The following is a 23,725-nucleotide window of genomic DNA, read 5'->3' on the forward strand; positions in this document are numbered from 1 at the left end:
CCATGGCCGCCCCTCGCCTCAGAGCATGGGCGGTTCTCTCTCCAGAACTTTTTGCAGAACCTTCAGGACACTATCCCCGATAACCCGCCGCGGCATGTGCCGGAAGGCCAGCGATCTGGAATAGAGCCGTCGAGTTCCTTCGCACCCCCCTCTGGCCTGCCGGCCATCTCCCCCGCAAGGGGGGAGATCGGCAGTTTCGGCGCTCCGCGCAATTCGCAACGGTGGAGATTTGAGTAAAGCACCTGTGCGCGCGTAATCTCCCCCCTTGCGGGGGAGATGCCCGGCAGGGCAGAGGGGGGTGCTGTCCCTCCAGCGCTGCGGGACATCCCGCGCCGTATTGGGGCTCACAGTTGAACCGCCCGGACCGGGCTCGCCAACGTCAGTCTCCCCATGCCTCGTCGGTGAATGCCTTCATGTCGAAGTTGGGGTCGGATGGCCCCAACGCGGCACACTTCTCCTGCCACACCGCAATCCTGTCACGCAAAGGCTTGCGGGCGTGGTTACGCTCAAGTTCATGCAAGAGTGCAATCCGCACTGCTTCCGTTTTACTGGCAGCGTTGATCTCGCACTGCAATTTTGCGGCCAGCGCATCCACTTCTTTGTCGCGAATATAGATAGGCACTTTTGAATATCTCCTGCTGAACCTTCAACTATTCCATTTTATTGGACATTCAAACAGACGATCCCTTAGGTTCCTCTCGCCGCTCTTGTCAGCAGCCGCTGGTAGAACAGGCCGATGCCGATCAGCACCGCGCCGAGGCCGATGAAGGACAGCGCCCTCAGCACGCCTTCCAGTTCCGACATGTCGAAGAGGAACACCTTCAACACCGCGACCGAGATCAGGGCGGCCGACGCAACGCGCAGCACCTGCGACTTCAGCCAGACGCCGGCGGTTAGCAGCGCCACGCCGATGATCAGCCACAGCGCGGAATAGGTGTAGGTCTCGAGCTGGCCGAGGCCGCTCCACAGGCCGATGAACTCGCCCTTGAACAGCCGCCGCACCGACAGCGTCGCATAGACGAAGGCGAGCAGCGCCGCCACCAGCGCCAGCATCGCGGCATACCATTTCGGCCGCTTGTCACGGGCGTAGAGCGCGAGCCCGCCGGCAGCGAGGGCCGGCAAGAGATAGGCGAGGAACAGCAGGTTGAACACCGGGACCCGGCCGGTTGATTCGTCGGTAAACAGCGGGTTCAGCGCCACAAAATGCTGGATGACGATGAAGGCGACCGAGACGACGCCCGCGGCAAGCGAACCATAGCGCAGCACCAAGCTTGGCGAGCGCATGTCGACGGCGACCAGGATGGCGCCGGCGCCGATGGCGATCAGCGTGTAGATCGCCTGCTCGGCGAGCGTCGCAGCACCCATGTCGATGACGCCGCCATGCATGGCATGGCGCACCAATATGGCAACCGTGAGCACTGCAAACAGTGCTGCGCCCGCTTCCATGGCGAGGCGTGGCCGGCCATTTGTGGTGTGGGCGAGTTGCCAGGCGGCAAAGCCGAAGGCAAGCGCCGGCACGCCGTAGCCCGGCAGCAGCCAGTTGAACACCGGCGTCCTCGACAGGAATTCAGCGCCGACGATTGTCGGATCGAAGGCGATGCGGCCGAGCACCGCGATGACCGCAGCGACCGAAATCCAGCCGAGCACCGGGTAGGCGCGCCAGCGGGTGGCCAGCGCCGGCACGATGGCCGCGGCACCCAGAAGCATGGTCGTCCAGCCGGATCCAAAGGCCATGTAGAGCATCAGCAAGGCAGCGACTGCTGCCCCGCCAAGCGCGAACGAGACGGCAGCACCGCCCTGCAGCGGCGGCTGTTCACCGCGCGCAATCCACTCGCCGCCGGTGGCGAACACCACCACCAGAAGGGCTGCAACCGCCGCGTAGACAAGATCGCGGTCGAGATTGCCGAAGGTGAACCAGAGCGCCAACAGAGTGACCAGTGGTGCGACAACGCCCCATGCTGCCCATGAGGCGGCGCGGATGTGAGCCGATGCAGCAAATTTGCGCGCTGCCCAAAAGCCGGCTGCGATGAACACAAGTCCGAGAAAGATGCCGATCCTGAGCATCAGCGTATCGGCAACTGCCGCCGGCAGGCCATCGACGCCGAGAGCGCCACCCGAAAAGTCTGAAACGACAGAGGTTGGCGGAATGATGCCGAGATAGACCAGAACCGTCGCCAGCCCTGCGGCGTGCAGAAGCGCCAGCGCCAGCGGCCGGTAGAGCGCTACCGCGACCAGGGCTGCGATAAGGGCTGCTCCCGGCAGAGCATCGCCGGCAGCGTATGCGGGGTCGACGAACAGCGCCATCGCCGAAAGGCCGACGAAGAAGCCAGGTGCGATCGATGGCCAGTCGAAGCCCCTGGCGGGTCCTGCTTCGCCACCGCGACGGCCGAGCCAGACGAGGGCGAGCACGGCCAGGGTCACCGCGTTGATAAAGAGGACGACAGGCAGGTTGGTGCCCGGCGCATCGGTCATGTAAAGAATGGTCCACAGGCCAGTGCCGGCGAACGCTGCCGCCATTAGCAATTTCCAGTCGCGCAGGCGGGCGATCACGCCGGTAGCGGCGAGCACAATCGCCAAATAGCCGAACAGCGCCCAAGGATTCGGTGCCTGCGAGGCGACCAGCATGGGCGTGACCACCGCGCCGAGCAGGCCGACGCCGGCCAGTGCCTGGCCATGGACGAGAGCTGCTGCGATCGTCGCCACACCGATGGCGCCGAGCAGCGTGAAGGCGAGCGCCGGCCCGATGAAGCCGTAGACGCCATGCGCGGCATAAACCGTGCCGAACAGGATGAAAGCACCGGCCGCCGTCAGGATCGCCGGAATATAGGCGCCGGCGACGCCCTGCACCGGCACCTTGAAGCCGGTACGGCGGATGAATTCGCCGACGACGACCAGCACCAGCCCGAGCATTGCTGCCATGCTCAGCCGCACGCCGGGACCAAAAATGCCGGCCTCGATGGTGTAGCGGATCAGAAACAGCCCGCCCAGCGCCAGCGCGATGCCGCCGACCCAGACCGCCCAGCGGGTGCCGAGCGCCGTTTCAATATCGGGTTTTTGGGCCGGTTTCGCCGTCGCGGCCTCCGGTTGCGCAGGTGCAGGCCCCGCCGGTGCCGCGTCGCCCGCAGCCCACGGTCCGGATGCAGCCTCCCCGGCTTCAACCTGCGTGGGCGGCTTTTCCTCAGCCTCGCCCGCCGCCGATGGCGGGGCGATGTCGGTCACGGCCGCAACTGCCGCGTCTGCCGGCGTGCTGTCGTTTGCGGCCTGTTCTACCGGCTTGGCCTGCGGCGGGCCAACATCGACACCCGAAAGCACGAGGCTGCGCAGCGCACCAAGTTCGCGCTCGATCAGGCCGATGCGGCTCTGCTGGCGCCAGATAATGACGAACAGCGCGATGATCGCGACGAGGCCGATCAGGCTTTCGAACATGGCGGTTCCCCCAAACCAAGCCAGTAGTGACCGACAAATACGGCGACCAGACGGCCAGCCGAGTCAGCGCGCCGCCAGACTGGCAGCCGGAAAGATCGAGCATGTTTCGGTGCCGAAAGCCAGCGGCGGCGCCTTGTATTTGCTGTCGATAATGCGCTGGAGCAATTCCAGGCCGGTATATTCAGCGATGTCGGCGTGCGAAATGGTGCCGAGGCGGAGCGGCGACACCCGGCCGGGATAGAGTTCCACTTCGCTCATGTAATGGTTTCTCCGGCGATCTCGTTGCCCGCCGCGTGGTGCTTGCGCAGGGCGGCGAGGAAGCCGGCGCGAGCGCCGGGCGCCTCGATACCGCGCGGCTCGTAGACATGGCGGGAAAAAAAGAAGCCGGTCAGCCGGAAGGCGTCCTCGATCGCCGCCGGATCGGCGCGCAGCCCGGAGCCGCGCTGCAGGAATGCAGGGAGCACCAGCATCTTGTCGCGCCATGGCGCGCCTGCGGCGCGCGACACGGCGCGCCCGGACTTCGGCGAGACATAGGCAAGGTCCTGCCTGGCGCCGGTCGCGGCACACTGGCTGAGATCGAGGCCAAAGCCGAGTTCGTCGAGAATCAGCAATTCGAAGCGCGCCACCAGCTCGCCAGCGGCGTCCGCATCGTCGAGATAGGCGATCATCACGGCCAGCGTCTCGTAGAGGCCGTCATGGGCGTCGCGCTCGGGCAGCAGGCGCAGATGCGCCGCCATGGTCTGCAGCCCATAGATGGCGACGGCGCTGTCCATCAGCCGGGCGGCGTTCATCTCGATCGCCTCAGCCTGGAAGGTGCCCAGATGCTCGTCGAGTCGCGCCCGCCACAACAGGTCGACGCGGTTGCCGGGCTGCAGAACCGGCTGCTGCTTGCGCGAGCGGCCGCCGCGCACAAGGCCGAGGTGGCGGCCGTGCGCACGCGTCATGACCTCAAGAATGGCGCTGGTTTCGCCATGCTTGCGGGTGCCGAGAATAATTCCCTCGTCGCGCCATTCCATGAACGCAGCTTGTCACCGCTTCGGTGGCGAAATCAAGTTTTTCAGGCGCTGTGTCGGTGCCCTCCGCGGCGGTCCGCGCGGAGGTGATCGGCAAGCACTTCATCGATCACGCGTCGCGACTTTTCAACCTCAATTGGATTGATGTCTATATGGCCGGCGACCGTAATAAGCGCTTTCCATAGCGTCCAGCCACGGCCTCGCGCCCAGGTTGCCTCGTCGGCCTGAAGACCGGCGCGAAACACCTCTCGGCTTTTGCCTTCGAAGAGCGTCCACGCAATCGCCAAGTCGCACGAGGGATCGCCCACGCCCGAAGTCCCGAAGTCGATCACCGCGCTCAAGGCACCTTGCCTGACCAACAGGTTTCCCCAACTGACGTCGCCGTGGAACCAGACGGGCGCGCCGTGCCATGTCGCGGCAAGCGCTGCTTCCCACACCGCGCTCGCGGCGACCGCGTCGATCCTGCCGTCGAGGGCTGCTATTGCTTGCCGGGTCTCACCGTCGTAGACGCTCAGTGGTCCGCCGCGAAAAAAGTTGTGCTGCCCTGGCGCCGGTCCACCGGCGGGATCGACCCGTTGCAGGGCGACCAGGAATTGGGCCAGGCCGGCCGCGAATTGCGGCAGGCTGGCAATACGCTCCAGCGTCGCCGTCTCGCCTTCGATCCACCGGTAGACGGACCAATGCCAGGGATAGTCGTCGGCCGGGGCTCCCATCGCCAGCGGGACAGGGACAGGCAGCGGCAGCAGAGGCGCAAGCCTTGGCAGCCAGCGATGCTCCTTTTCGACCTGCAAGGCATAGGTCGCCGCACTCGGCAGCCTCACCAGCATATGGTCTCCGAGATGAAAGGTCCTGTTGTCCCATCCGCCTGATGCAACCGGCCGGACAGCAAGATCCTTCCATCGAGGAAATTGCGTGGCGACCAACCGGCTCACGAGGGCTGTGTCGATAGTGACTTCTTGTTCAAGCATGATCTTTTGCGAAAACCGGGTCCCACTTTTCGGGACCATGCTCTAATGCGGAAACTCCAGCCCCATCTCGCGATAGCGCTCGGGGTCGTCGCCCCAGTTCTCGCGCACCTTGACGAACAGGAAAAGATGCACCTTCTGTTCGAGGATACCGGATATCTCCATGCGTGCCGCCTGGCCGATGGCACGGATCGTCTCGCCCTTGTGGCCGAGCACGATCTTCTTCTGGCTGTCACGCTCGACATAGATGGTCTGGTCGATGCGCACCGAGCCGTCCTTCTTCTCTTCCCATTTCTCGGTCTCGATATGGGAGGAATAGGGCAGTTCCTGATGCAGCCTGAGATAGAGCTTTTCGCGGGTGATCTCGGCCGCCAGCTGACGCATCGGCAGGTCGGAGATCTGGTCTTCCGGGTAATACCAGGGGCCGGCAGGCAGGGTTTCCGAGAGATAGTCGAGCACGTCCTTGCAGCCCGACCCGGTTAGCGCCGAGACCATGAAGGTGCGCTTGAAGGGCACCCTTTCATTCGCTGCCGCGGACAGGGCCAGCAGCGCCTCGGGCTTGACCCGATCGACCTTGTTGAGGATCAGCACCATCGGCTGGCGGACATCCTTCAGCCGTTCGAGGATCGCGTCGGCGTCGCCCCTGATGCCGCGCTCGGCGTCGATCAGCAGCAGCACGATGTCGGCGTCCTTGGCGCCACCCCAGGCGGTCGTCACCATCGCCGTGTCCAACCGCCGCTTCGGCCTGAAAATGCCCGGCGTGTCGACGAAGACGATCTGTGCGTTGTTGTGGATGGCGATGCCGCGCACGATGGCGCGCGTCGTCTGCACCTTGTGGGTGACGATCGACACCTTGGCGCCGACCAGTTGGTTGACCAGCGTCGATTTCCCCGCATTGGGCGCGCCGATCAGTGCGACGAAGCCGGAATGCGTGGTGGCAGCTTCTGTTGCCGGCGGGACGTCTTCGGTGGCGGTCATGCCGCGCTCCCCTTGTTTAGCCAGACGCCTTCGCGCAACAGCAGCGCAGTCGCGGCGGTTTGCTCGGCCTCGCGCTTGGAGCGCCCGCTGCCGCTCGCCGGCGGATAGGCGCCGACCTTGACGCTGACGGTGAACAGCGGATCGTGGTCCGGTCCCTCGCGGCTGTCAATTATGTAGACCGGCACGGCGCCTGCCGCCTGATGCGCCCATTCCTGCAGTTCGGTCTTGGCATCGCGGCGGGCGGCGCCGATGGCCTGCGAGCGCGGCCGCCAGTATTTGTGGATGAAGGCGCGGGCCGCCTCCAGCCCGCCGTCGAGATAGAGCACGGCGATCAGCGATTCCAGCGCATCAGCCCGCAGATTGACGCGTTTGCGCCCGTCCAGGCCGCGTACGTCCGAGCCGGCACGGATCAGCTCCGGCAGGCCGATCTCCTCGGCGATCTCGGCCAGCACCTCGGCATTGACCAGCGCGTTGAGCCGGAGCGACAGCTCACCTTCGGCCGCGTCCGGATACGCCGCCAGCAGCATGTCGGCGACGACCAGGCCGAGGACGCGGTCGCCCAGGAATTCGAAACGCTCATAGTCGATGCCGGCATGGCTGCTGCGGGCGCTGGCATGGGTCAGCGCGCGCTGCAAGCGCTGCCGATCGGCAAAGGCGTGGCCGGTGCGCTCCATGAGCGCTTCGGCGAGCGCGTCGACGGTCAGCCGTTTTGTCGCCACCATGACCTATCTGACGAAATGGAGCAGGCGCGACGCGCGCATCTGCGACGGCCATTTCCAGATTTCGAGCGGGCTGGCGCTGCCACCGATCGAGAAGAAGATGAGGTTGGCGCGACCGACCAGGTTCTCGTCGGGCACGAAACCGACGGTGAAGCGGCTGTCCGAGGAATTGTCTCTGTTGTCGCCCATCATGAAATAGTGGCCGGGCGGCACGTCGAATTCCTGGGTGTTGTCACCGATCGAGTTGGGTATCAGGTCGAGCGTGTCATAGCTGACGCCATTCGGCAATGTCTCGCGATAGACGTCGACCGGCCCGCTCTCCTCGGTGATGTCGCGATTGTCGATCTGCCCGACCTTCTGGCGCTGCACGCCGACGCCGTTGATGAAGAGCTGGCCATCCTTGACCTGGATCTTGTCGCCCGGCAGGCCGACGACGCGCTTGATGTAGTCGACGGAGGGGTCCGGCGGGAACTTGAACACCGCCACGTCGCCGCGCTTCGGCTCGGCGCCCCAGATGCGGCCCGAAAACAGGTCCGGCCCGAACGGCAGCGAATAGCGCGAGAAGCCATAGGACCATTTGGTGACGAAGAGATAGTCGCCTTCGAGCAAGGTCGGCCGCATCGACCCGGACGGGATAGAAAATGGCTGGAAAAAAAGCGTGCGGATGACCAGAGCGAGCAACAGCGCCTGGACGATGACGCTGACGGTTTCGCCAAGCCCGCCGGATTTCTTCTGGGATTTTTCAGCCACGCTCATGTCGTCCTCGATTATGCGTTGGTTGGTATAGAGTCTCGGCGCGCGCTGGGCAACGTCATGCCGGTGGTCAGATGCGATCAATATGGCGCTTATTCGACGGGCATCGCCTCGATTATCACAAAGGCTTGAGCAAGCGGAAAATCATCGGTGATGGTGAGGTGGATCGCGGCCCTGTGCCCTTCAGGCAGGATCTTGTCCAACTGCGCCGCCGCCCCGCCGGTCAACGCCATGGTCGGCTTGCCGCTGGCCAGATTGACGACGCCCATGTCGCGCCAGAACACCCCTTGCGCCATACCGGTGCCCAGCGCCTTGGCGCAGGCCTCCTTGGCAGCAAAACGCTTGGCATAAGAGGCAGTGCGAGCGCAGCGGTTTTCGGAGCGCGCCTGTTCGACCTCGGTGTAGATGCGCTGGATGAAGCGCTGGCCATGGCGCTGCAGCGATTTTTCGATGCGTCTGATATCGATCAGGTCGCTGCCGATGCCAATGATCATTGGGCGGGAACTTCCCGTCCGGCCGTTCCAGCTCTGTTCGTCAGGCGCATGGAGCGCGAGAAACAGCGGCGTGGCCACACATGGAGACGCACCCGGTCGAGAAGACCATCAGGCTTGCGGCGTCGAAAAAGCACTCTGTCCCTGTCCTGATCCAATACGCCGGCCCGGCCACCCGGTGCACGCCGGAAGGCAATCAAGGCTTCGATATAGCGACACCCAAGCCCCAAGACAACGAATCGCTGCCGCGATGGTCTGCCACAGGAGGTAACCAAATGCGACGGGTTCGCCTTGCCCCGAAGCAGCAAGTTGCATGGATGTCAGCTTGCGAGCGCCAAGCTTCAGCCGCAATCCTATAGTGCGCGGCCGGCGTTGCCGGTCTCGAAAACCCAGCCGTCGGGGTAATCCTCGGCAAAGCCAGCCTCGGGAATGAGCAGCGTAGCACGGTATGGCACTGTGGGAGCCTCGTAGATGTACTCGGTCTCACTCACACGATGGTAGGTTTGCGGCAGAACAACCAAACTCGACACGCCAGCCACCAGCCAGGCCACCGGAAAATCCGCCTTGTCGCCGACCTTCAGGTTCATTCTGCGAATTTGTTGCAGGTTCGTCGCCGGCGTAAAGCTGTAGTCCAGGTCCACCATCGACTGAACCGCCGGCTGCCGCTGCCCATTGACAGTCCAGCCGGTCTCGTTGCGGATGCCGGTCTCGTTGCGGATTATTGTGAGATCGACTGACTGGGAACCGATGAACCCGCGAACGCTGCCGGATTTGGTCGTCCAATCTTCGGCCAGTTGCACAGTGTAGTCCAAACGTGCCGGGCCCGCATCCGACAGGTATACAGCGGCTCCATTCAAGTGCCAGCCGAGGTCTGTCTGCTTTAGCTGCACGACATCGTGCCCTGGTTCGTCCGTCCTGCGCCAGATAGCGAGTAGAGACATGCTCTCACCTCTCGATTCGTTGTTCATCACCACGATCATTTTTTCGGCCGAGGTTGGATACGAGTTGCTGAAGGCTGCTCCCCAATATGACCAGGCTCACTCCGAGCAAGGCGACATCCTTGATCAGAAAGGCACCTAACCCATTGAGGAAGGGAAACCCTCCGGAGCCCGTTTCCCAGATCGGCAGGGTGAGCATTGTCGAGGATGTCAGCGCGAAGATGACTGAGCCGATGGCACCCCCCACGAGGCCGGCCCAAACGCTGCGGACAGATGCTATCAGCAGAAGCGCTGTGACCAGTTCGACCACGCCCAGGAAGTAGGAGGCTCCCGCAGATCCGAACGCGGGATAGAGCCATGCCAGCCAAGGCGTATTCTCGATGAATGGCCTAAGCGCCTCGATCTCGATTGCAGTAAATTTCAAAATGCCGATCAACAGCAGAGGGAGCACCACCCCCAGAAGGGTTACCGCGCGACCGACGGCAGCAAGGTGGTAGCCAGCTTGATTGATGCGCGCCACGAACGGAGCGTTGGCGGTTGCAGAGGTAAACATGGCCTTCTCCTTTCGATTTGTATGCTCAAAGCATATAATAATTCGACCTTGATGTATATGCTCCGAGCATATATTTTTTGGCGATGACCGATTCCAGGATTGAAAATGTGATTGGCGCTCTAGCGCTCGCCTTTGCGGACATTTTGCAGCGGGACGCTCAGGCCAAAGCACCGGAGCCCGGCCCAGCGGCTTCCGCGATCACCCTCATTGGCCACGTACCGGGCCTGTCGATCGAGAGGCTGCGCCGCGCATTGTCACTGTCCCATTCGGGCACCGTCAGGCTGGTCGATCGACTGGTCGCGGAGGGATTGGCGGCTCGGTTCTCGGCGCCTGACGACCATCGCGCGGTAGCGCTAAGGCTCACTCCTTTGGGCGAGACGACCTGCAGTGCTATTCTTTCCGCTCGCCAGAAAGGGCTCGCGTCAGCGCTCGCTGTTCTAAGTCAGGAGGAGCTGCAGGAATTCGGTAACCTTGCCGCCAAGCTGTTGCGTGGGCTCGTCAGCACCGAGGACCATGCATATCGTATTTGCCGGCTCTGCAACTATACCGCTTGCCTCGACTGCCCTGTGGAGGCGGAACTGGCCTGAGCTATGGCTTTGGCAAACTAAAGCGCGTCGCACCTGGACGATGGCTGCGGCAGGCGTGAACACGGTTGCCCGCAAGCCGACCTTGCCAATGCACTTCGTTTTCGCCGAAAATCCCGGTTACCTGTTGTACCAGCTGATCTCGACGAGATTGCCGTCCGGATCGCGGAAATAGACCGACATCATCGGGCCACGGGCTCCGATCCGCTCGACCGGCCCGACTTCGACCGCAACGCCGTTGGCAGCCAGGCTGGCGCATACCTCTGCGAGCGGGCGCGCGGCGACCAGGCAAAAATCCGCGGAGCCCGGCGTCGGCGCCTTGGCCTTCGGCTCGAAAGTGTGGCCTGCCTCATGCACATTGATCTTTTGCGTTCCAAACAGCAGCGCCGTCGGCCGGTCCGGCTCGTCGAGGCGATTGAAGCCGAGCACGCGCTGATAGAAGGCGCAGGTGTCCTCGACGGAGCTAACCGTCAGCACGAAATGATCGATACCGGCAATCAACGTAGCGCCTCAGTTAATGTTTGTTTTGGCAGGTCGTGTCCCCAAACCGCTGCGCACCCTCGGTTCAAGCCCCGTTCAAGCCCAAGGAGGGCATGCTTTTGGGCGACATGCCTTATATGTTGCGGCTGCCCGGCTTGACCGGCGGTATGGCGGCAAGCTCGGGCGGCAGCCTGTCGGCCGGGTAGGCCGGAACCTCATATTCGGCGAGCGCGATCAGCGGCACGCCGACATCGGTCTTGCCGGCCGAGCGGTCGATGATGCAGGCAGCGGCAACCACCTCGGCGCCAAGCGCGCGCAGGCAGTCGATGGTCTCGCGGATCGACAGGCCGGTGGTGACGATGTCCTCGACGATGACGACGCGCGAACCCCTGGCGATCTCGAAGCGGCGGAGCCTGAACTCGCCCCCTTCCCGCTCGACCCAGATTGCCGGTGCGCCAAGATGGCGCGAGGTCTCGTAAGCCGGGATCAGCCCGCCAATCGCCGGGCCGACGACGTAATCGATCCTGCCGGACACAGCAGCGCGGATTTTTTCGGCCAGCGCCTTGCACAGGCGCTCGGTCTTGTCGGCATGCATGAAGACCCGCGCCTTCTGCAGGAAGACCGGGCTACGCAAGCCCGAAGTCAGGATGAAATGCCCCTCGAGAACGGCACCGGCCTCACGGAAAACGCCCAGCACTTCGTCGGTGTTCATTGTTCGCTCCGTGTGGATGGTGGTGAATGGTGAATAGTCAGTAGTCAGTAGTCAGTAGTCAGTAGTCGGTAGTGAGAGCCAACTTCTTTCACTATTCACTATTCACTATTCACTATTCACCATTCACTATTCACCATTCACTACTCTCACCATTCACCCATTCACGCGCCGTGCATCGCTGACGCTCGAATTGTCCTTGAGCTGCGACAGCAGCCGGTTCAGGTGCTTCAGGTCCCAGACTTCGAGATCGATCAGCATTTCGGTGAAATCAGGCGCGGTGCGCACCATCGACAATGTATGGATGTTGGCATCGTTGGATGCAACGACCTGCGCAATGTCGGCCAGTGAGCCCGGCGCGTTGATGGCGGTGACCGAGACTCGCGCCGGAAACCGCTCCTTGGTGCGCTCGTCAATGTCCCAGCGCACGTCGATCCAGCGTTCTGGCTGGTCGTCAAAGGCCTGCAGCGCCGGCGACTGGATCGGATAGATGGTGATGCCGGTCCCCGGCTGCACGATGCCGACGATGCGGTCGCCGGGCACAGCACCTTCCGGCGCGAAGCGCACCGGCAGGTCGCCGCGCACGCCGCGGATCGGTACGGCGCCGTCCCTTGGCTGGTCCTTGTCCTTGCGTGCGGCGCGGCCCGGAATCTGGAACAGCATGCCGGCGGCGTTGCGGATCTTCGACCAGCCCTCCTCGCGCTGCTTGGGCGCCGCCAGCGTGATGCGCTCGTCCTTGTAGTCGGGAAACACCGCCTTGATGACATCGGTGGAGGCAAGTTCGCCGCGGCCGACAGAGGCCAGCACATCCTCGATGTCCTTTCGTGCCAGCCGATGCAGTACCGATTTCAAGCTTTCCTTGGTAAAAATCTTGCCTGACCGTTCGAAGGCGCGTTCCAGTATGCGGATGCCGAGACCCGAATACTGCTTGCGGATGGCATTCTTGGTGGCGCGGCGGATCGCCGAGCGCGCCTTGCCGGTGACGACGACCGATTCCCACGCCGCCGGCGGCACCTGCGCCTTGGAGCGGATGATCTCGACCTCGTCGCCATTCTTCAGCTCGGTCATCAGCGGCATGATGCGGCCGTTGACCTTGGCCCCTACGCAGGTGTCACCGACATCGGTGTGCACCGCATAGGCGAAGTCGATCGGCGTGGCTCCGCGCGGCAGCGCGATCAGCATTCCCTTGGGCGTAAAGCAGAACACCTGGTCCTGGAACAGCTCGAGCTTGGTGTTTTCGAGGAAGTCCTCGGGATTGTCGCCTTCGGCTAGCTGCTCGATGGTGCGCCGCAGCCAGGCATAGGCGTTGGTCTCCTTCGAGATCGCGTGGGCGGTGCCGTTCACCTTGCCGCCGCTGTCCTTGTAGATCGAATGCGCGGCAACGCCATATTCGGCGATCTTGTTCATCTGATAGGTGCGGATCTGCAGCTCGACGCGCTGCCGCGACGGTCCAACGATGGTGGTGTGGATCGAACGGTAGTCGTTCTGCTTCGGCGTCGAGATGTAGTCCTTGAAGCGGCCGGGCACCATCGACCACGTGGTGTGGATGGCGCCGAGCGCCCGGTAGCAGTCCTCGACGGTATCGACGACGACGCGAAAGCCGAAAATGTCGGACAGCTGTTCGAAGGACAGCGCCTTGGCCTCCATCTTGCGGAACACCGACCACGGCTTCTTCTGACGGCTCTTGACCTCGGCCTTGATCGCATATTTGTCGAACAGCGTGGATAGCGCCTTCTCGATCTCGGACAGCACATCCTTGTTGCGCTCGAAGATTTCCGCGAGCCGCGCGGTGACGGCGCGGTAGGCTTCCGGATTGATGAAGCGAAAGGCGATCTCCTCGAGCTCCTCGCGCATGCCTTGCATGCCCATGCGCCCGGCCAGCGGCGCATAGATATCCATCGTTTCCTCGGCGATGCGCAGGCGCTTGGCTTCGGGCACATGGTCGAGCGTGCGCATGTTGTGCAAGCGGTCGGCAAGCTTGACCAGAAGCACGCGAACGTCTTCCGATATCGCCAGCAACAGCTTGCGCAGGTTTTCCGCCTGCTCGGCCTTCTTGGAGACGAGGTCCAGTTTCTTCAGCTTGGTCAGGCCTTCGACCAGCTTGCCCATTTCCGGACCGAACAGCTCGTCGATCTCGGCCCTGGTCGCCGTGGTGTCCTCGATCGTGTCGTGCAGCAAGGCAACCGCGATGGTCGCCTCATCCATGTGCATTTCGGTGAGGATGGCGGCGACTTCGAGCGGATGCGAGAAATAGGGATCGCCGGAGGCGCGCTTCTGGTGACCATGCTTCTGCATGGCGTAGACATAGGCCTTGTTGAGCAGCGCCTCGTTGACGTCAGGCTTGTAGCGCTGGACGCGCTCAACAAGCTCATACTGACGCATCATGGGCGGGATCTCGCAGTGCTGAAATGAATCATGCGCCGCACTGGCGTACGGCGCATGTCATAGATAACCACGAAACCGCCGGCGCGAAAGTGTCGGCGGCCGGTGGGAAGATCAATAATCGTCGCTTTTTTCCGGCGGCACCAGACCTTCGATGCCGGCCAGGAGGTCTTCCTCGGTCATGCGGTCGAAGGTGATGTTGTCCTCGGTGTCGTCGGCGTCGGTTGCCGCAGCGGCGGTACCGGTCTGGTCGGCGATCGCCTCGCCGTCGGCTTCCGGCTCGTCGACCTCGACATGCTTCTGCAGCGAGTGGATCAGGTCTTCCTTGAGGTCGTCGGGCGACAATGTCTCCTCGGCGATCTCGCGCAGCGCGATGACCGGATTCTTGTCGTTGTCACGAGGAACGGTGATCTGCGCGCCCTGGCTGATCTGACGGGCGCGGTGGCCGGCCAGAAGCACGAGCTCGAAGCGGTTGTTGACCTTGTCGATGCAATCTTCAACGGTTACGCGGGCCATGAGCTGCCCCTTTCATGCCTGGATTTGATGGAAAACAGGCGCGGTCCATAACCCGAACGCCGCCAAAATACAAGCTTTTTGGCAGTGCCGGACAATGCCGGGCCTGGGGGCCTTGGCCCCGGGTCTGGCCAAGGCCAGTCTGGGTGCGCGCCGCCTGCGACATACGGCACCGATCACAATTGCTTGCTATGTAGCATCATACCCTTGGATTGCCGTAAAACCGGCGTTATCTCGAATGACGAAGGTCAGCCGGTTATTTCAAGCCGACCGATAGTCACGCGCATTTAGACGACCGCTTATTTTCGAAAAGGAATATTTCCATGTTCGACCCTCGTGAGAAAATCGCTCTTTTCATCGACGGTGCCAATCTTTACGCCACCTCGCGTGCGCTCGGCTTCGACATCGACTACCGCAGGCTTTTGTCGAACTTCCAGAAGCGCGGCTACCTGCTGCGTGCCTACTACTACACCGCGCTGGTCGAGGATCAGGAATATTCCTCGATCCGGCCGCTGATCGATTGGCTCGACTATAACGGCTTCAAGGTGGTGACCAAGCCGGCCAAGGAGTTCACCGACTCGACCGGCCGCCGCAAGATCAAGGGCAATATGGACATCGAGCTGACCGTCGATGCGCTGGAACTCGCCGATGTCGTCGACCACTATGTCATCTTTTCCGGCGACGGCGATTTCCGCACGCTGGTCGAGGCGCTGCAGCGGCGCGGGCGCAAGGTCTCGATCGTCTCGACCATGGCTTCGCAGCCGCCGATGATTTCCGACGATCTGCGCCGCCAGGCCGATCATTTCATCGACCTGATTACCTTGAAGAGCGATGTCGGCCGCGATCCGTCCGAGCGGCCGGTGCGCCGACCCGAACCGGCCGAAGTCGACGAGGACGAGTATTGACGGCGGCGGTCTTGACCGCTCCCCTGGTCGCGTCCTCCGAGCCCGACCGCGATTGCCCGCTCTGCCCGCGGTTGCATGATTTTATCGCGCAATGGCGGCAGCGCGAACCGTCCTGGTTCAATGCACCAGTGCCGACCTTTCTGCCACCCGAGGGCGAGGATGCGGTGCGGCTGCTGATCGTCGGACTGGCGCCGGGCCTGCGTGGTGCAAACCGCACCGGACGCCCCTTCACCGGCGATTTTGCCGGCGACCTGCTCTACAACACGCTGATCGCACACGGCTTTGCCCGCGGCCAATTCAAGGCGCGGCCCGATGACGGGCTGGAGCTTGTCGGCACGGCGATCACCAATGCAGTTCGCTGCGTGCCGCCGGACAACAAGCCGGCCGGCGCCGAGATTGCCACCTGCCGGACGTTCCTGGTGCCGACGATCGCGCGGTTCAAGAACCTGCGCGCCGTGCTGGCGCTGGGCTCGATCGCGCACCAGTCGACCGTGCGGGCGCTCGGCCAGCGTGTCGCCGCTTATCCGTTCAAGCATGGCGGGCAGCAGCAAACCAATGGCGTGACGCTGTTTTCCAGCTATCATTGCTCGCGCTATAACACCAACACCGGCGTGCTGACGGAAGCAATGTTCGTCAACGTCTTCAGGGAGATAGCGGCGTTTCTGGAGAGATAGATTCGGGCGGTGACGCAAACAGCTCGGCCAATTTCTCCGGCCCGCCCTGAAGCACATTCAGATCGACATCGCCGGTGATGCCGTCGACGCGACCGCTGTCGTGGTACTGCCAATAGATCCAGTCGTCATGACCTGGCTGCAACGCCAGCGAACGAACCCAGCGCCGGCGGCCGACGATCTGGCTGGTATAGGCCCGTGCCGCGTCGTCGGTCACGTAAAGGATCGCCGTCTTGCCGAAAGCTGCCTCGACAGGGCCGAGGAAAGCCGAGAGTTCAACGCTCAATTCTTCGGGCGATGGCCGTCGCGGGCAATTGCCGACGAATTCGATATCAACCACCGGCGGCAGCAGCGCTTGATCGCGCGGCACGACGGAGATGAAATTCTTCGCCTGATCGGAGCCAGGCCTGCAGAAGGTGAAGAAATGATAGGCGCCGACCGCCAGACCAGCCGCACGCGCCTCACGCAGATTGGCGGCGAAGGCATCATCGACGTGGTCGCCGCCTTCAGTTGCCTTGATGATGGCGAAGGCGACATCATCGGCGGCAACACGCCGCCAGTCGATCTGTCGCTGATGATGCGAAACGTCGATGCCCCTGACCGGATATTTGCCGCGGTCCGGAGAAAACGGTCGGAAGTAAAAATAGCCGGCGGCCGTGATAAGGCACGCCAGGATCAGGCTGGCCGCACCCCAAAAGACAATCCGGTTCCTCATCCGGTTCTTCAAAAGAGGCCTATCCCTGTTGAACCGCCCTGCCCTCCGCTATGGCTCCGGGCGTTTGTCGCTCGAAAAGCCAAATCGTTGGGTTTTCGTCCGCTTCGCGGACCGCTCCTCACCCACGCTCCTTCAGCAGCCGGCCCTTTTCGCGCGACCAGTCGCGCTGCTTTTCGGTCTCCCGCTTGTCGTGCAGTTTCTTGCCGCGGCCGACGGCGAGCAAAAGCTTCGCCCTGCCTTTTTCATTGAAATAGATTTTTAGCGGCACCAGCGTCATGCCTTCGCGATCGACGCTCTGCGCAAGCTTGGCCATCTCGCGCTTGTTGAGCAGGAGTTTGCGGCGCCGGCGTGGCTCATGGTTGAAGCGGTTGGCCTGCAGATATTCCGGCAGATAGGAGTTGATCAGCCAGATCTCGCCGCCCTCGACCGAGGCGTAGCTGTCCTGGATGTTGGCCTGGCCCTGGCGCAGCGACTTCACCTCGGTGCCGGTCAGCACCAGGCCGGCCTCGATCGTGTCGAGCACCTCGTAGGAAAACCGCGCCTTGCGGTTTTCCGCAACGGTCTTGTTGTTGGGATCGGCTTTTCTGACCTGGTTCATGATGCGGAGAGGTGGCGCCTTATCCTTAGTTAATCAAGCCGGCGTGCTTCATCGCCGCATCGATCTTCTCGGCGGTCGACTGCTCGACGGTGACCAGCGGCGAACGCAGCACATTCTCGACCTTGCCGAGCTTCGACAGCGCATATTTTGCGCCGGACACGCCGGGTTCCAGGAAAATCGCCTTGTGCAGCGGCAGCAGGCGGTCCTGCAAGTCCAGCGCCTTGGCGTTGTCGCCGGAAAGCGTCGCCTCCTGGAATTCGGCGCACAGCCGCGGCGCGACATTCGCCGTCACCGAGATGCAGCCGACGCCGCCATGGGCGTTGAAACCGAGTGCCGAGGCGTCCTCGCCGGAAAGCTGGATGAAATCCTTGCCGCAGGTGGCACGCTGCTCGGAAACCCGCTCGACCTTGCCGGTGGCGTCCTTGACGCCGACGATGTTCTTGAAGTCATGCACCAGCTGGCCCATCGTCTCGGGCATCATGTCGATCACCGAGCGCGGCGGAATGTTGTAGATGATGATCGGCAGGCTGGTCGCTTTGGCGACGGCAGCGAAATGCGCATAGAGGCCGCGCTGCGTCGGCCGGTTGTAGTAGGGCGTGACGACGAGTGCCGCGTCGGCGCCCGCCTTCTCGGCATATTGCACCAGGCCAACCGCCTCCTCGGTGTTGTTGGAGCCGGCGCCGGCGACGACCGGAACGCGGCCCTTTGCCACCTCGACGCACACTTTGACGACGTGGCGGTGCTCGTCATGCGACAGCGTCGGCGACTCGCCGGTGGTGCCGACCGGAACCACGCCGGTCGTGCCTTCAGCGATCTGCCAGGCGATGAAGGCGCGAAACGCTTTCTCGTCGAAACGGCCGCTCTTTTCGAACGGTGTCACGAGCGCGGTAAGCGAGCCTCTCAGCATGTCGTCCAACTCCTTGGGACTGGCGCACGAGCCCGAAAATCGGAGCCGATTCACGGAAAGATCATGCGCCAAATTTAAAGTGCCACAGCGTCCTTTGCGCATCCGAGATGACGCGCGGTGCTGCAGGTGTTTTGTCTTGCGCGCCTTCTAGCCGAAAGCGAAGCGGCGCACCATAGTCTCGACATTGTTGCGCGGCAAGCATGACAAGAATGCCAGCAAGCGCAATTTGAACGACTTCGATAGCCCCGTTTACAGGCTCTTCACCACAGCCAACTAGGCTTCAGTTGATCTGTGTCTGTTGGTGATTGTGCAAGACAGGAAATGATGAAGACGATGCCGACCCGGCAGCCTCATTTTTTCGCGCTGCTTGGCGCAATTCTCCTGTTGACGCCGACCCTTGTGGCCGCCGGCAAGGTCGATGCACAGGTCACGTCGACCATTCCGAAGCCAAACCTGCTGGATACCGGCCTGCAGGGTCCGGGATCCCCTCCCGCCAGCGTCGCCAGGTTGAAGAGCGGCCTCGATGCGCTGGCGGCAAACGACATTGCCGGTGCGCGCCAGGTGCGCGACGCCCTGCCGGTCAATTCGCTCGACCAGCACATCCTTGCCTGGGCGATCGCGTTCTATGGCGGCGACAAGGTGCCCAGCGGCGACATCGCCGATGCTGCGAAAATGCTGCCGAACTGGCCGGGCATGATCGCCTTGCGCAAGAACAGCGAGCGCGCGCTCTACCGCGAGAACCCCGCGCCTGAGATCGTGGTGCAGGCTTTCGGCGGCAGCCAGCCGCAAACAGCCGAGGGCGTGGTGATCCTAGCCCGCTCCTATGTCTCGCAGGGCAACGTCCAGGCGGCGCGCTCGGTGCTATCGCCTTTCTGGCGCACCGAAAAACTGCAAGCCAGGGACGAAGCGGCGATCATCCAGGAATTCGGCAAGCTGATCCCCGCAGCCGACCACCGCTTTCGCATGGAGCGCATGTTTTATGCCGACCGGGTCAATTCGGCGCTGCGCGTCGCCGGCCTTGCCGGCGCTGAGCAACTGGCCGACGCCTGGGCCGCGGCGGACAAGGGCGACAAGAATGCACCAAAACTGCTGAAGGCGGTGCCAGCGGCGCAGCGTTCGGCCGGCTATCTCTTCGCCCAAGCCCAATTTCTGCGCAAGCAGAAGAAGTTTTCCGACGCCGCCGCAATGGTGATGAAGGCGCCGAGCGACCGCAGCGCTCTGATCGACTCGGATGCCTGGTGGGCCGAGCGCCGGGTGCTGTCGCGCGAACTGGTCGACCAGGGCGACATGAAGACCGCCTACAGGATAGTCGCAGCACACGCCGGCGAAACTGCTGCCAACGCGGCGGATGCGGAGTTTCATGCCGGCTGGTACGCGCTGCGCGGCCTCAACGATCCCACCACCGCTGCCAAGCATTTTGAGCGGATCGCCGGTCTCGCCCAGGGGCCGATATCGCTGTCGCGCGCCTACTATTGGCTCGGCCGTGCCGCCGAAGCCGGCGGCCTCGGCAGCGCCAAGGATTATTTTAGCCGTGCCGCAGGTTACGGCACGACGTTCTACGGCCAGCTCGCCGGTGAGCGCGTCGGCCGGCAGGTCCTCAACATCGCCCATCCGCAGCCAAGCGCCACCGATCACCGGAATTTTTCCAACCGCGAGGCGGTCAGCGCCATCAGGCGACTGCAGCAGGCAGGCTATCAGCGCTACGCCGACACGCTTTACCGCGACCTCGCCGGACAGTTGAGCAGTCCCGGAGAGCTGGCGCTGCTGGCCGCAATGGCGGAAAAGCAGGGCAATCACTTCCTGGCGCTGAAGGTCGGCAAGATCGCCGGCGCGCGCGGCATCGATGTCGGGGCGCTGTCGCATCCGCTCGGCGTCATTCCCGAGACCGCCAATATTTCCGGCTCCGGCAAGGCGCTGGCCTATGCGATCGCCCGCCAGGAAAGCGAATTCAACATCGGCGCCGTCTCCAGCGCCGGCGCACGTGGCCTGCTGCAGCTGATGCCGGCGACCGCCAGGCAATTGGCTGACAAGGCCGGAATGACCTTCTCGCAGGCGCGGCTGACCACCGACGCCGGCTACAACGCAACCTTGGGCGCCGCCTTCCTCGGCGAGCAGCTCGGCCGCTTCGACGGCTCCTATGTGCTGACCTTCGCCGGCTACAATGCCGGCCCCGGCCGCGCCGCCCAGTGGGTGGCCAGATACGGCGACCCGCGCGGCAAGGACATCGACGCCGTCGTCGACTGGATCGAGCGGATTCCCTATACCGAAACAAGAAGTTACGTCCAGCGCGTGATGGAGAATTACGAAGTCTACAAGATGCGTATTTCCGGCAAGTACGACATTGTCGGGGACCTGGTGAACGGGCGGAGTTGATCCGTTCGGGCGAAGGCTGGCTTGGCGAAGCACCCCCCTCTGCCCTGCCGGGCATCTCCCCCTCAAGGGGGGCGCTGTCCCGCCGACATCTTGAAAATGACGCTTCGATTTGACCACCCCCGCCCTCGCCTGTAGCAGTCGACGATCCGGCAACGGCGAGGAATCGAGTCCCAAAATGTCGAGCGGTTTTTCCGACTTCTTCTACGCCTCGCCGGACGGGCTTGAACTCCACGCCCGCATCTATGGCGAAGCGAATTCCGGCCACTGGCCGGTCGTCTGCCTGCCTGGCCTGACCCGCAATAGCCGCGATTTTCATGAGCTGGCGCTGCATCTGTCGCGGCGGGCGCAAACGCCGCGAAAAATCGTCGCTTTCGACTATCGCGGGCGCGGGCAATCCGCCTACGACCCCGATATCGGCCACTACAATATCGGCGTCGAAGCCGGTGATATCCTCGCCGGGTTGGCGGCGCTGGGCATCGAGGAAGCGGCGTTCATCGGCACGTCGCGTGGCGGGCTGATCATCCATGTGCTCGGTTTGATGCGACCGGCAGTCCTGCGGGCTATCGTGCTCAACGATATCGGCCCGGTGCTCGAGGCCGGCGGTCTCGCCCATATCCGCTCCTATCTCGAGCGCGCGCCGAAGCCGAAAACCCACGCCGAGGCCGTCGGCGCCCTGCGCGGCGCGCATGGCAGCGACTTTCCTGCCCTGACCGTGGCGGACTGGGAGCGGATGGCAGCGGCGCTCTACCGAGAGACGGTTGAAGGATTATTGCCGGATTTCGACCCGAAGCTGGTCGAGACGCTGGCGGGACTCGATCTGACCCAGAAGCTGCCAGACATGTGGCCGCAGTTCGAGGCGCTGACGGCGATACCCTTGCTCGCCATCCGCGGCGCCAATTCGAAGCTGCTGTCCGCCGAGACCTTCGAACTGATGCGAAACCGTCATCCCGGTGTCGAGACGATCACGGTCGAGGGCCAGGGCCATGCGCCGATCCTCGAGACCGGCGGCCTGCCCGGCGCCATCGCCGCTTTTCTGGACAGGGCCGAGCAACACTTCGCCGGGAGCCGGTTTTTTCAACGATAATGGGTCAGGCTTGTTGATTGTGCCGGCGCTTTTCTTTATCCACCAGCGCAACGGAGAGGTGGCCGAGTGGTCGAAGGCGCTCCCCTGCTAAGGGAGTAGAGGTCAAAAGCTTCTCGTGGGTTCGAATCCCATCCTCTCCGCCATCCCGCTTCGCGCTTCGCGCTCGCCGCTTTTCGCCATGCGGCGATTCTGCGGCAATGCCTTGGCCGGCGACTCACAGACATCGCCGCAATTGCGGCAGGCCATTGCCGGAATCGGCCGGATTGCAAGGGCTGGCCCAATGGGTCTCCAACCTGTCTCCGGCGGCGCAATGGTTAACGGGAGCTTTCCGAGTGAGGCCAAATCGTGTCATTTGTGCAACAAGGCAGGGTGATAGCGCCTGCACAGACCTTTCGCCGATGCGATGGTTGTTGAACGCCGCCGCCTCATGGGTAATGTCGGGTTCGAAGGAGCGGCGCGGTGCGCATCTTTTTCGGTAGTGGGGATGGGGCAGGGAACGCTGTCCTTCAGCAAAGAATACCCAGACCCGTTTTTTAACTTTTGACTGGAGGTCAGAAAATGAACATCAAGAGCCTTCTTCTTGGCTCCGCTGCGGCTCTGGTCGCAGTTTCCGGTGCGCGCGCCGCCGACGCCGTCGTCGTCGCCGAGCCGGAACCCGCTGAATACGTCCGCATCTGCGACGTCTACGGCGCTGGCTACTTCTACATCCCCGGCACCGAGACCTGCCTGCGCATCGGCGGCTATGTCCGCTACGACATCGGCGTCGGCGACGTCGGCTCGTTCGACGGTGCTGAGAACTTCGACGTCGAGGACGGCGACATCCAGGATACGTACTACAAGCAGGCCCGCTTTAACCTGAAGACCTGGACCGGCCAGGAAACCGAGCTCGGCACCTTGAAGACCTACACCGAGACCCGCTTCAACTTCGGCAACCGGAACCGGCACGTCAGCAGCACATACGTCCCCGGTCCCGATCCGGACGGCCCCGCCGGTCCGCTGCCCGCGCTGCCAGGTGAGACTATCATTGTCGCTAACCCTGCCGAGAATAAAGGCATTTCGCTGAACTTCGCCTGGATCCAGCTCGGCGGCCTGCGCGTCGGTAAAGACGAATCGGCCTACGATACGTTCATCGGCTACGCCGGCAACGTCATCCAGGATACGCTGGTTCCCTACGGCGGTTTCGACACCAACGTCGTCCAGTACTACTTCGACGCCGGCAATGGCTTCTCGGCCGTGGTCTCGCTCGAACAAGGTTATGGCGACTTCACGATCGACAGCTATGTTCCGCATGTTGTCGGCGGCGTGAAGTGGACGCAGGGCTGGGGCGCCATCACCGGCGTCATTGCTTACGACGCCAACTACGAAGAAGTGGCCGGCAAGGTTCGCCTCGACGTCACCCCAATGGAGAACCTGTCGCTGTTCATCATGGCCGGCTACGGCACTGACGACAACTACGAGGATCCCGGCTTCGCAACGCCCGTCGCCGGCGGCCGCGGCATGTACAAGCTGTGGAGCGGCAACTGGGCGGTCTGGGGCGGTGGCACCTACACCATCAATGAGAAGACCTCGTTCAACACCCAGATCTCGTATGACGAAGGCGAAAACCTCGGCATCGCTGCCAACATCGCCTATGACATCGTTCCGGGCCTGACGATTACGGCCGAAGTCGATTACCTGCACGCCGGCGACTTCGACGAGCCCGACTTCTCCAACTGGACCGGTGCGGACGACGAAGACAGCCTCGGCGGCATGCTCCGCTTCCAGCGCTCGTTCTAATCAGCAGCGTTTGACTGAACTCGAACCCGGCGGGCAACCGCCGGGTTTTTTTCGTGTCGGCGTGGCTGTCAAGGCCGGAATGTTTTCAGCCGAATAATGCAGCTGCACAGAATGAAAGCAGCGGCGATCCTTCGCGCCCCCCTCTGTCCTGCCGGACAGGGCTCTTCCTTCTCCCCCTGTGGGAGAAGGTGG

24 protein-coding genes and 1 tRNA gene are annotated in these 23,725 nt (G+C 63.0%); 7 read left to right on the forward strand and 18 right to left on the reverse strand.

Translation table 11 applies throughout. The features are described 5' to 3' along the window. Positions 1 to 379: 379 nt before the first annotated feature. The 11 genes from AC0L17_RS17520 to AC0L17_RS17570 all read right to left on the reverse strand — a co-directional run bounded on the left by AC0L17_RS17520 (position 380) and on the right by AC0L17_RS17570 (position 9,836). The gene (locus tag AC0L17_RS17520; RefSeq protein WP_473516761.1) at positions 380 to 622 is read right to left on the reverse strand and encodes a type II toxin-antitoxin system VapB family antitoxin; all 243 of its coding nucleotides are present in this window, start codon (positions 620 to 622) and stop codon (positions 380 to 382) included. 65 nt (positions 623 to 687) lie between these two features. Then, positions 688 to 3,426, reverse strand: a complete 2,739-nt coding sequence (locus AC0L17_RS17525) for a DUF2339 domain-containing protein (RefSeq protein ID WP_473516762.1) — start codon at positions 3,424 to 3,426, stop codon at positions 688 to 690. Between the two features lie 63 nt (positions 3,427 to 3,489). Further along, positions 3,490 to 3,684, reverse strand: a complete 195-nt coding sequence (locus tag AC0L17_RS17530) for a hypothetical protein (RefSeq protein ID WP_473516763.1) — start codon at positions 3,682 to 3,684, stop codon at positions 3,490 to 3,492. Continuing rightward, on the reverse strand, positions 3,681 to 4,442 hold the full coding sequence (gene recO, locus AC0L17_RS17535; protein WP_473516764.1) for a DNA repair protein RecO: 762 nt from the start codon (positions 4,440 to 4,442) through the stop codon (positions 3,681 to 3,683). The genes AC0L17_RS17530 and recO overlap by 4 nt, the downstream gene beginning before the upstream one ends. 41 nt (positions 4,443 to 4,483) lie before the next feature. Next, positions 4,484 to 5,407, reverse strand: a complete 924-nt coding sequence (locus AC0L17_RS17540) for an aminoglycoside phosphotransferase family protein (protein WP_473516765.1) — start codon at positions 5,405 to 5,407, stop codon at positions 4,484 to 4,486. Between the two features lie 42 nt (positions 5,408 to 5,449). Further along, a complete protein-coding gene (era, locus tag AC0L17_RS17545; protein ID WP_473516766.1) occupies positions 5,450 to 6,382 on the reverse strand; it encodes a GTPase Era in 933 nt (310 codons plus the stop codon). Next, a complete protein-coding gene (rnc, locus tag AC0L17_RS17550; protein ID WP_473516767.1) occupies positions 6,379 to 7,104 on the reverse strand; it encodes a ribonuclease III in 726 nt (241 codons plus the stop codon). Before rnc ends, era begins: the two co-directional genes overlap by 4 nt. 3 nt (positions 7,105 to 7,107) lie before the next feature. Then, positions 7,108 to 7,857: a signal peptidase I gene (lepB, locus tag AC0L17_RS17555; protein WP_473516768.1), complete on the reverse strand. Its 750-nt coding sequence runs from the start codon at positions 7,855 to 7,857 to the stop codon at positions 7,108 to 7,110. An 89-nt stretch (positions 7,858 to 7,946) separates the two neighbouring features. Further along, positions 7,947 to 8,348 (reverse strand): holo-ACP synthase, encoded by a 402-nt coding sequence (gene acpS / locus AC0L17_RS17560; protein ID WP_473516769.1) that lies wholly within the window; start codon positions 8,346 to 8,348, stop codon positions 7,947 to 7,949. Between the two features lie 350 nt (positions 8,349 to 8,698). Continuing rightward, positions 8,699 to 9,325, reverse strand: a complete 627-nt coding sequence (locus AC0L17_RS17565; RefSeq protein ID WP_473516770.1) for a putative glycolipid-binding domain-containing protein — start codon at positions 9,323 to 9,325, stop codon at positions 8,699 to 8,701. After that, the gene (locus AC0L17_RS17570; protein WP_473516771.1) at positions 9,291 to 9,836 is read right to left on the reverse strand and encodes a DUF417 family protein; all 546 of its coding nucleotides are present in this window, start codon (positions 9,834 to 9,836) and stop codon (positions 9,291 to 9,293) included. Before AC0L17_RS17570 ends, AC0L17_RS17565 begins: the two co-directional genes overlap by 35 nt. 83 nt (positions 9,837 to 9,919) lie before the next feature. On the opposite strand from AC0L17_RS17570, the gene AC0L17_RS17575 reads away from it, so the two are divergent. After that, complete coding sequence (locus AC0L17_RS17575; RefSeq protein WP_023800768.1) at positions 9,920 to 10,423, forward strand: MarR family winged helix-turn-helix transcriptional regulator; 504 nt, start codon at positions 9,920 to 9,922, stop codon at positions 10,421 to 10,423. A gap of 117 nt (positions 10,424 to 10,540) precedes the next feature. Here the strand turns inward: AC0L17_RS17575 and AC0L17_RS17580 are convergent, their stop codons facing one another. From AC0L17_RS17580 to rpoZ, 4 genes are all read right to left on the reverse strand, one after another. Then, entirely contained in the window at positions 10,541 to 10,921 is a 381-nt protein-coding gene (locus tag AC0L17_RS17580) for a VOC family protein (RefSeq protein WP_027152729.1), read from the reverse strand. Between the two features lie 112 nt (positions 10,922 to 11,033). Continuing rightward, positions 11,034 to 11,612, reverse strand: coding sequence for an orotate phosphoribosyltransferase (pyrE, locus tag AC0L17_RS17585; protein WP_287254768.1), 579 nt, complete (start codon positions 11,610 to 11,612; stop codon positions 11,034 to 11,036). Positions 11,613 to 11,765: 153 nt separating this feature from the next. Continuing rightward, positions 11,766 to 13,994 carry a RelA/SpoT family protein gene (locus tag AC0L17_RS17590; RefSeq protein WP_023800771.1) on the reverse strand — a complete coding sequence of 743 codons (2,229 nt, stop codon included), beginning with the start codon at positions 13,992 to 13,994 and terminating at the stop codon, positions 11,766 to 11,768. Between the two features lie 111 nt (positions 13,995 to 14,105). After that, positions 14,106 to 14,507: a DNA-directed RNA polymerase subunit omega gene (rpoZ, locus tag AC0L17_RS17595; RefSeq protein WP_023800772.1), complete on the reverse strand. Its 402-nt coding sequence runs from the start codon at positions 14,505 to 14,507 to the stop codon at positions 14,106 to 14,108. Between the two features lie 320 nt (positions 14,508 to 14,827). Between rpoZ and AC0L17_RS17600 the strand changes: the two genes are divergently transcribed. Together AC0L17_RS17600 and AC0L17_RS17605 are read left to right on the forward strand one after the other, a co-directional pair. Continuing rightward, on the forward strand, positions 14,828 to 15,409 hold the full coding sequence (locus tag AC0L17_RS17600; RefSeq protein WP_023800773.1) for a LabA-like NYN domain-containing protein: 582 nt from the start codon (positions 14,828 to 14,830) through the stop codon (positions 15,407 to 15,409). Then, positions 15,406 to 16,083, forward strand: a complete 678-nt coding sequence (locus tag AC0L17_RS17605) for a uracil-DNA glycosylase (protein WP_373420431.1) — start codon at positions 15,406 to 15,408, stop codon at positions 16,081 to 16,083. The genes AC0L17_RS17600 and AC0L17_RS17605 overlap by 4 nt, the downstream gene beginning before the upstream one ends. Here AC0L17_RS17605 and AC0L17_RS17610 read toward each other — a convergent pair. The 3 genes from AC0L17_RS17610 to dapA all read right to left on the reverse strand — a co-directional run bounded on the left by AC0L17_RS17610 (position 16,052) and on the right by dapA (position 18,300). Continuing rightward, complete coding sequence (locus AC0L17_RS17610; protein WP_473516772.1) at positions 16,052 to 16,795, reverse strand: glycoside hydrolase family 25 protein; 744 nt, start codon at positions 16,793 to 16,795, stop codon at positions 16,052 to 16,054. The two genes, AC0L17_RS17605 and AC0L17_RS17610, sit on opposite strands and share 32 nt — an antisense overlap. Before the next feature lie 118 nt (positions 16,796 to 16,913). After that, on the reverse strand, positions 16,914 to 17,393 hold the full coding sequence (gene smpB, locus AC0L17_RS17615; protein ID WP_236388460.1) for an SsrA-binding protein SmpB: 480 nt from the start codon (positions 17,391 to 17,393) through the stop codon (positions 16,914 to 16,916). Between the two features lie 25 nt (positions 17,394 to 17,418). Then, positions 17,419 to 18,300: a 4-hydroxy-tetrahydrodipicolinate synthase gene (gene dapA, locus AC0L17_RS17620; RefSeq protein ID WP_023800777.1), complete on the reverse strand. Its 882-nt coding sequence runs from the start codon at positions 18,298 to 18,300 to the stop codon at positions 17,419 to 17,421. Positions 18,301 to 18,633: 333 nt separating this feature from the next. Here dapA and AC0L17_RS17625 point away from each other — a divergent pair, with 333 nt between their 5' ends. From AC0L17_RS17625 to AC0L17_RS17640, 4 genes are all read left to right on the forward strand, one after another. Beyond that, positions 18,634 to 20,673: a lytic transglycosylase domain-containing protein gene (locus tag AC0L17_RS17625; protein WP_473516840.1), complete on the forward strand. Its 2,040-nt coding sequence runs from the start codon at positions 18,634 to 18,636 to the stop codon at positions 20,671 to 20,673. Between the two features lie 175 nt (positions 20,674 to 20,848). After that, a complete protein-coding gene (locus AC0L17_RS17630; RefSeq protein ID WP_473516773.1) occupies positions 20,849 to 21,757 on the forward strand; it encodes an alpha/beta fold hydrolase in 909 nt (302 codons plus the stop codon). Between the two features lie 52 nt (positions 21,758 to 21,809). Continuing rightward, positions 21,810 to 21,900: transfer RNA gene (locus AC0L17_RS17635), tRNA-Ser, on the forward strand. 415 nt (positions 21,901 to 22,315) lie between these two features. Continuing rightward, on the forward strand, positions 22,316 to 23,533 hold the full coding sequence (locus AC0L17_RS17640; RefSeq protein ID WP_473516774.1) for a porin: 1,218 nt from the start codon (positions 22,316 to 22,318) through the stop codon (positions 23,531 to 23,533). The last annotated feature ends 192 nt before the right edge of the window (positions 23,534 to 23,725 follow it).

This window comes from Mesorhizobium sp. WSM4829 (assembly GCF_055811475.1).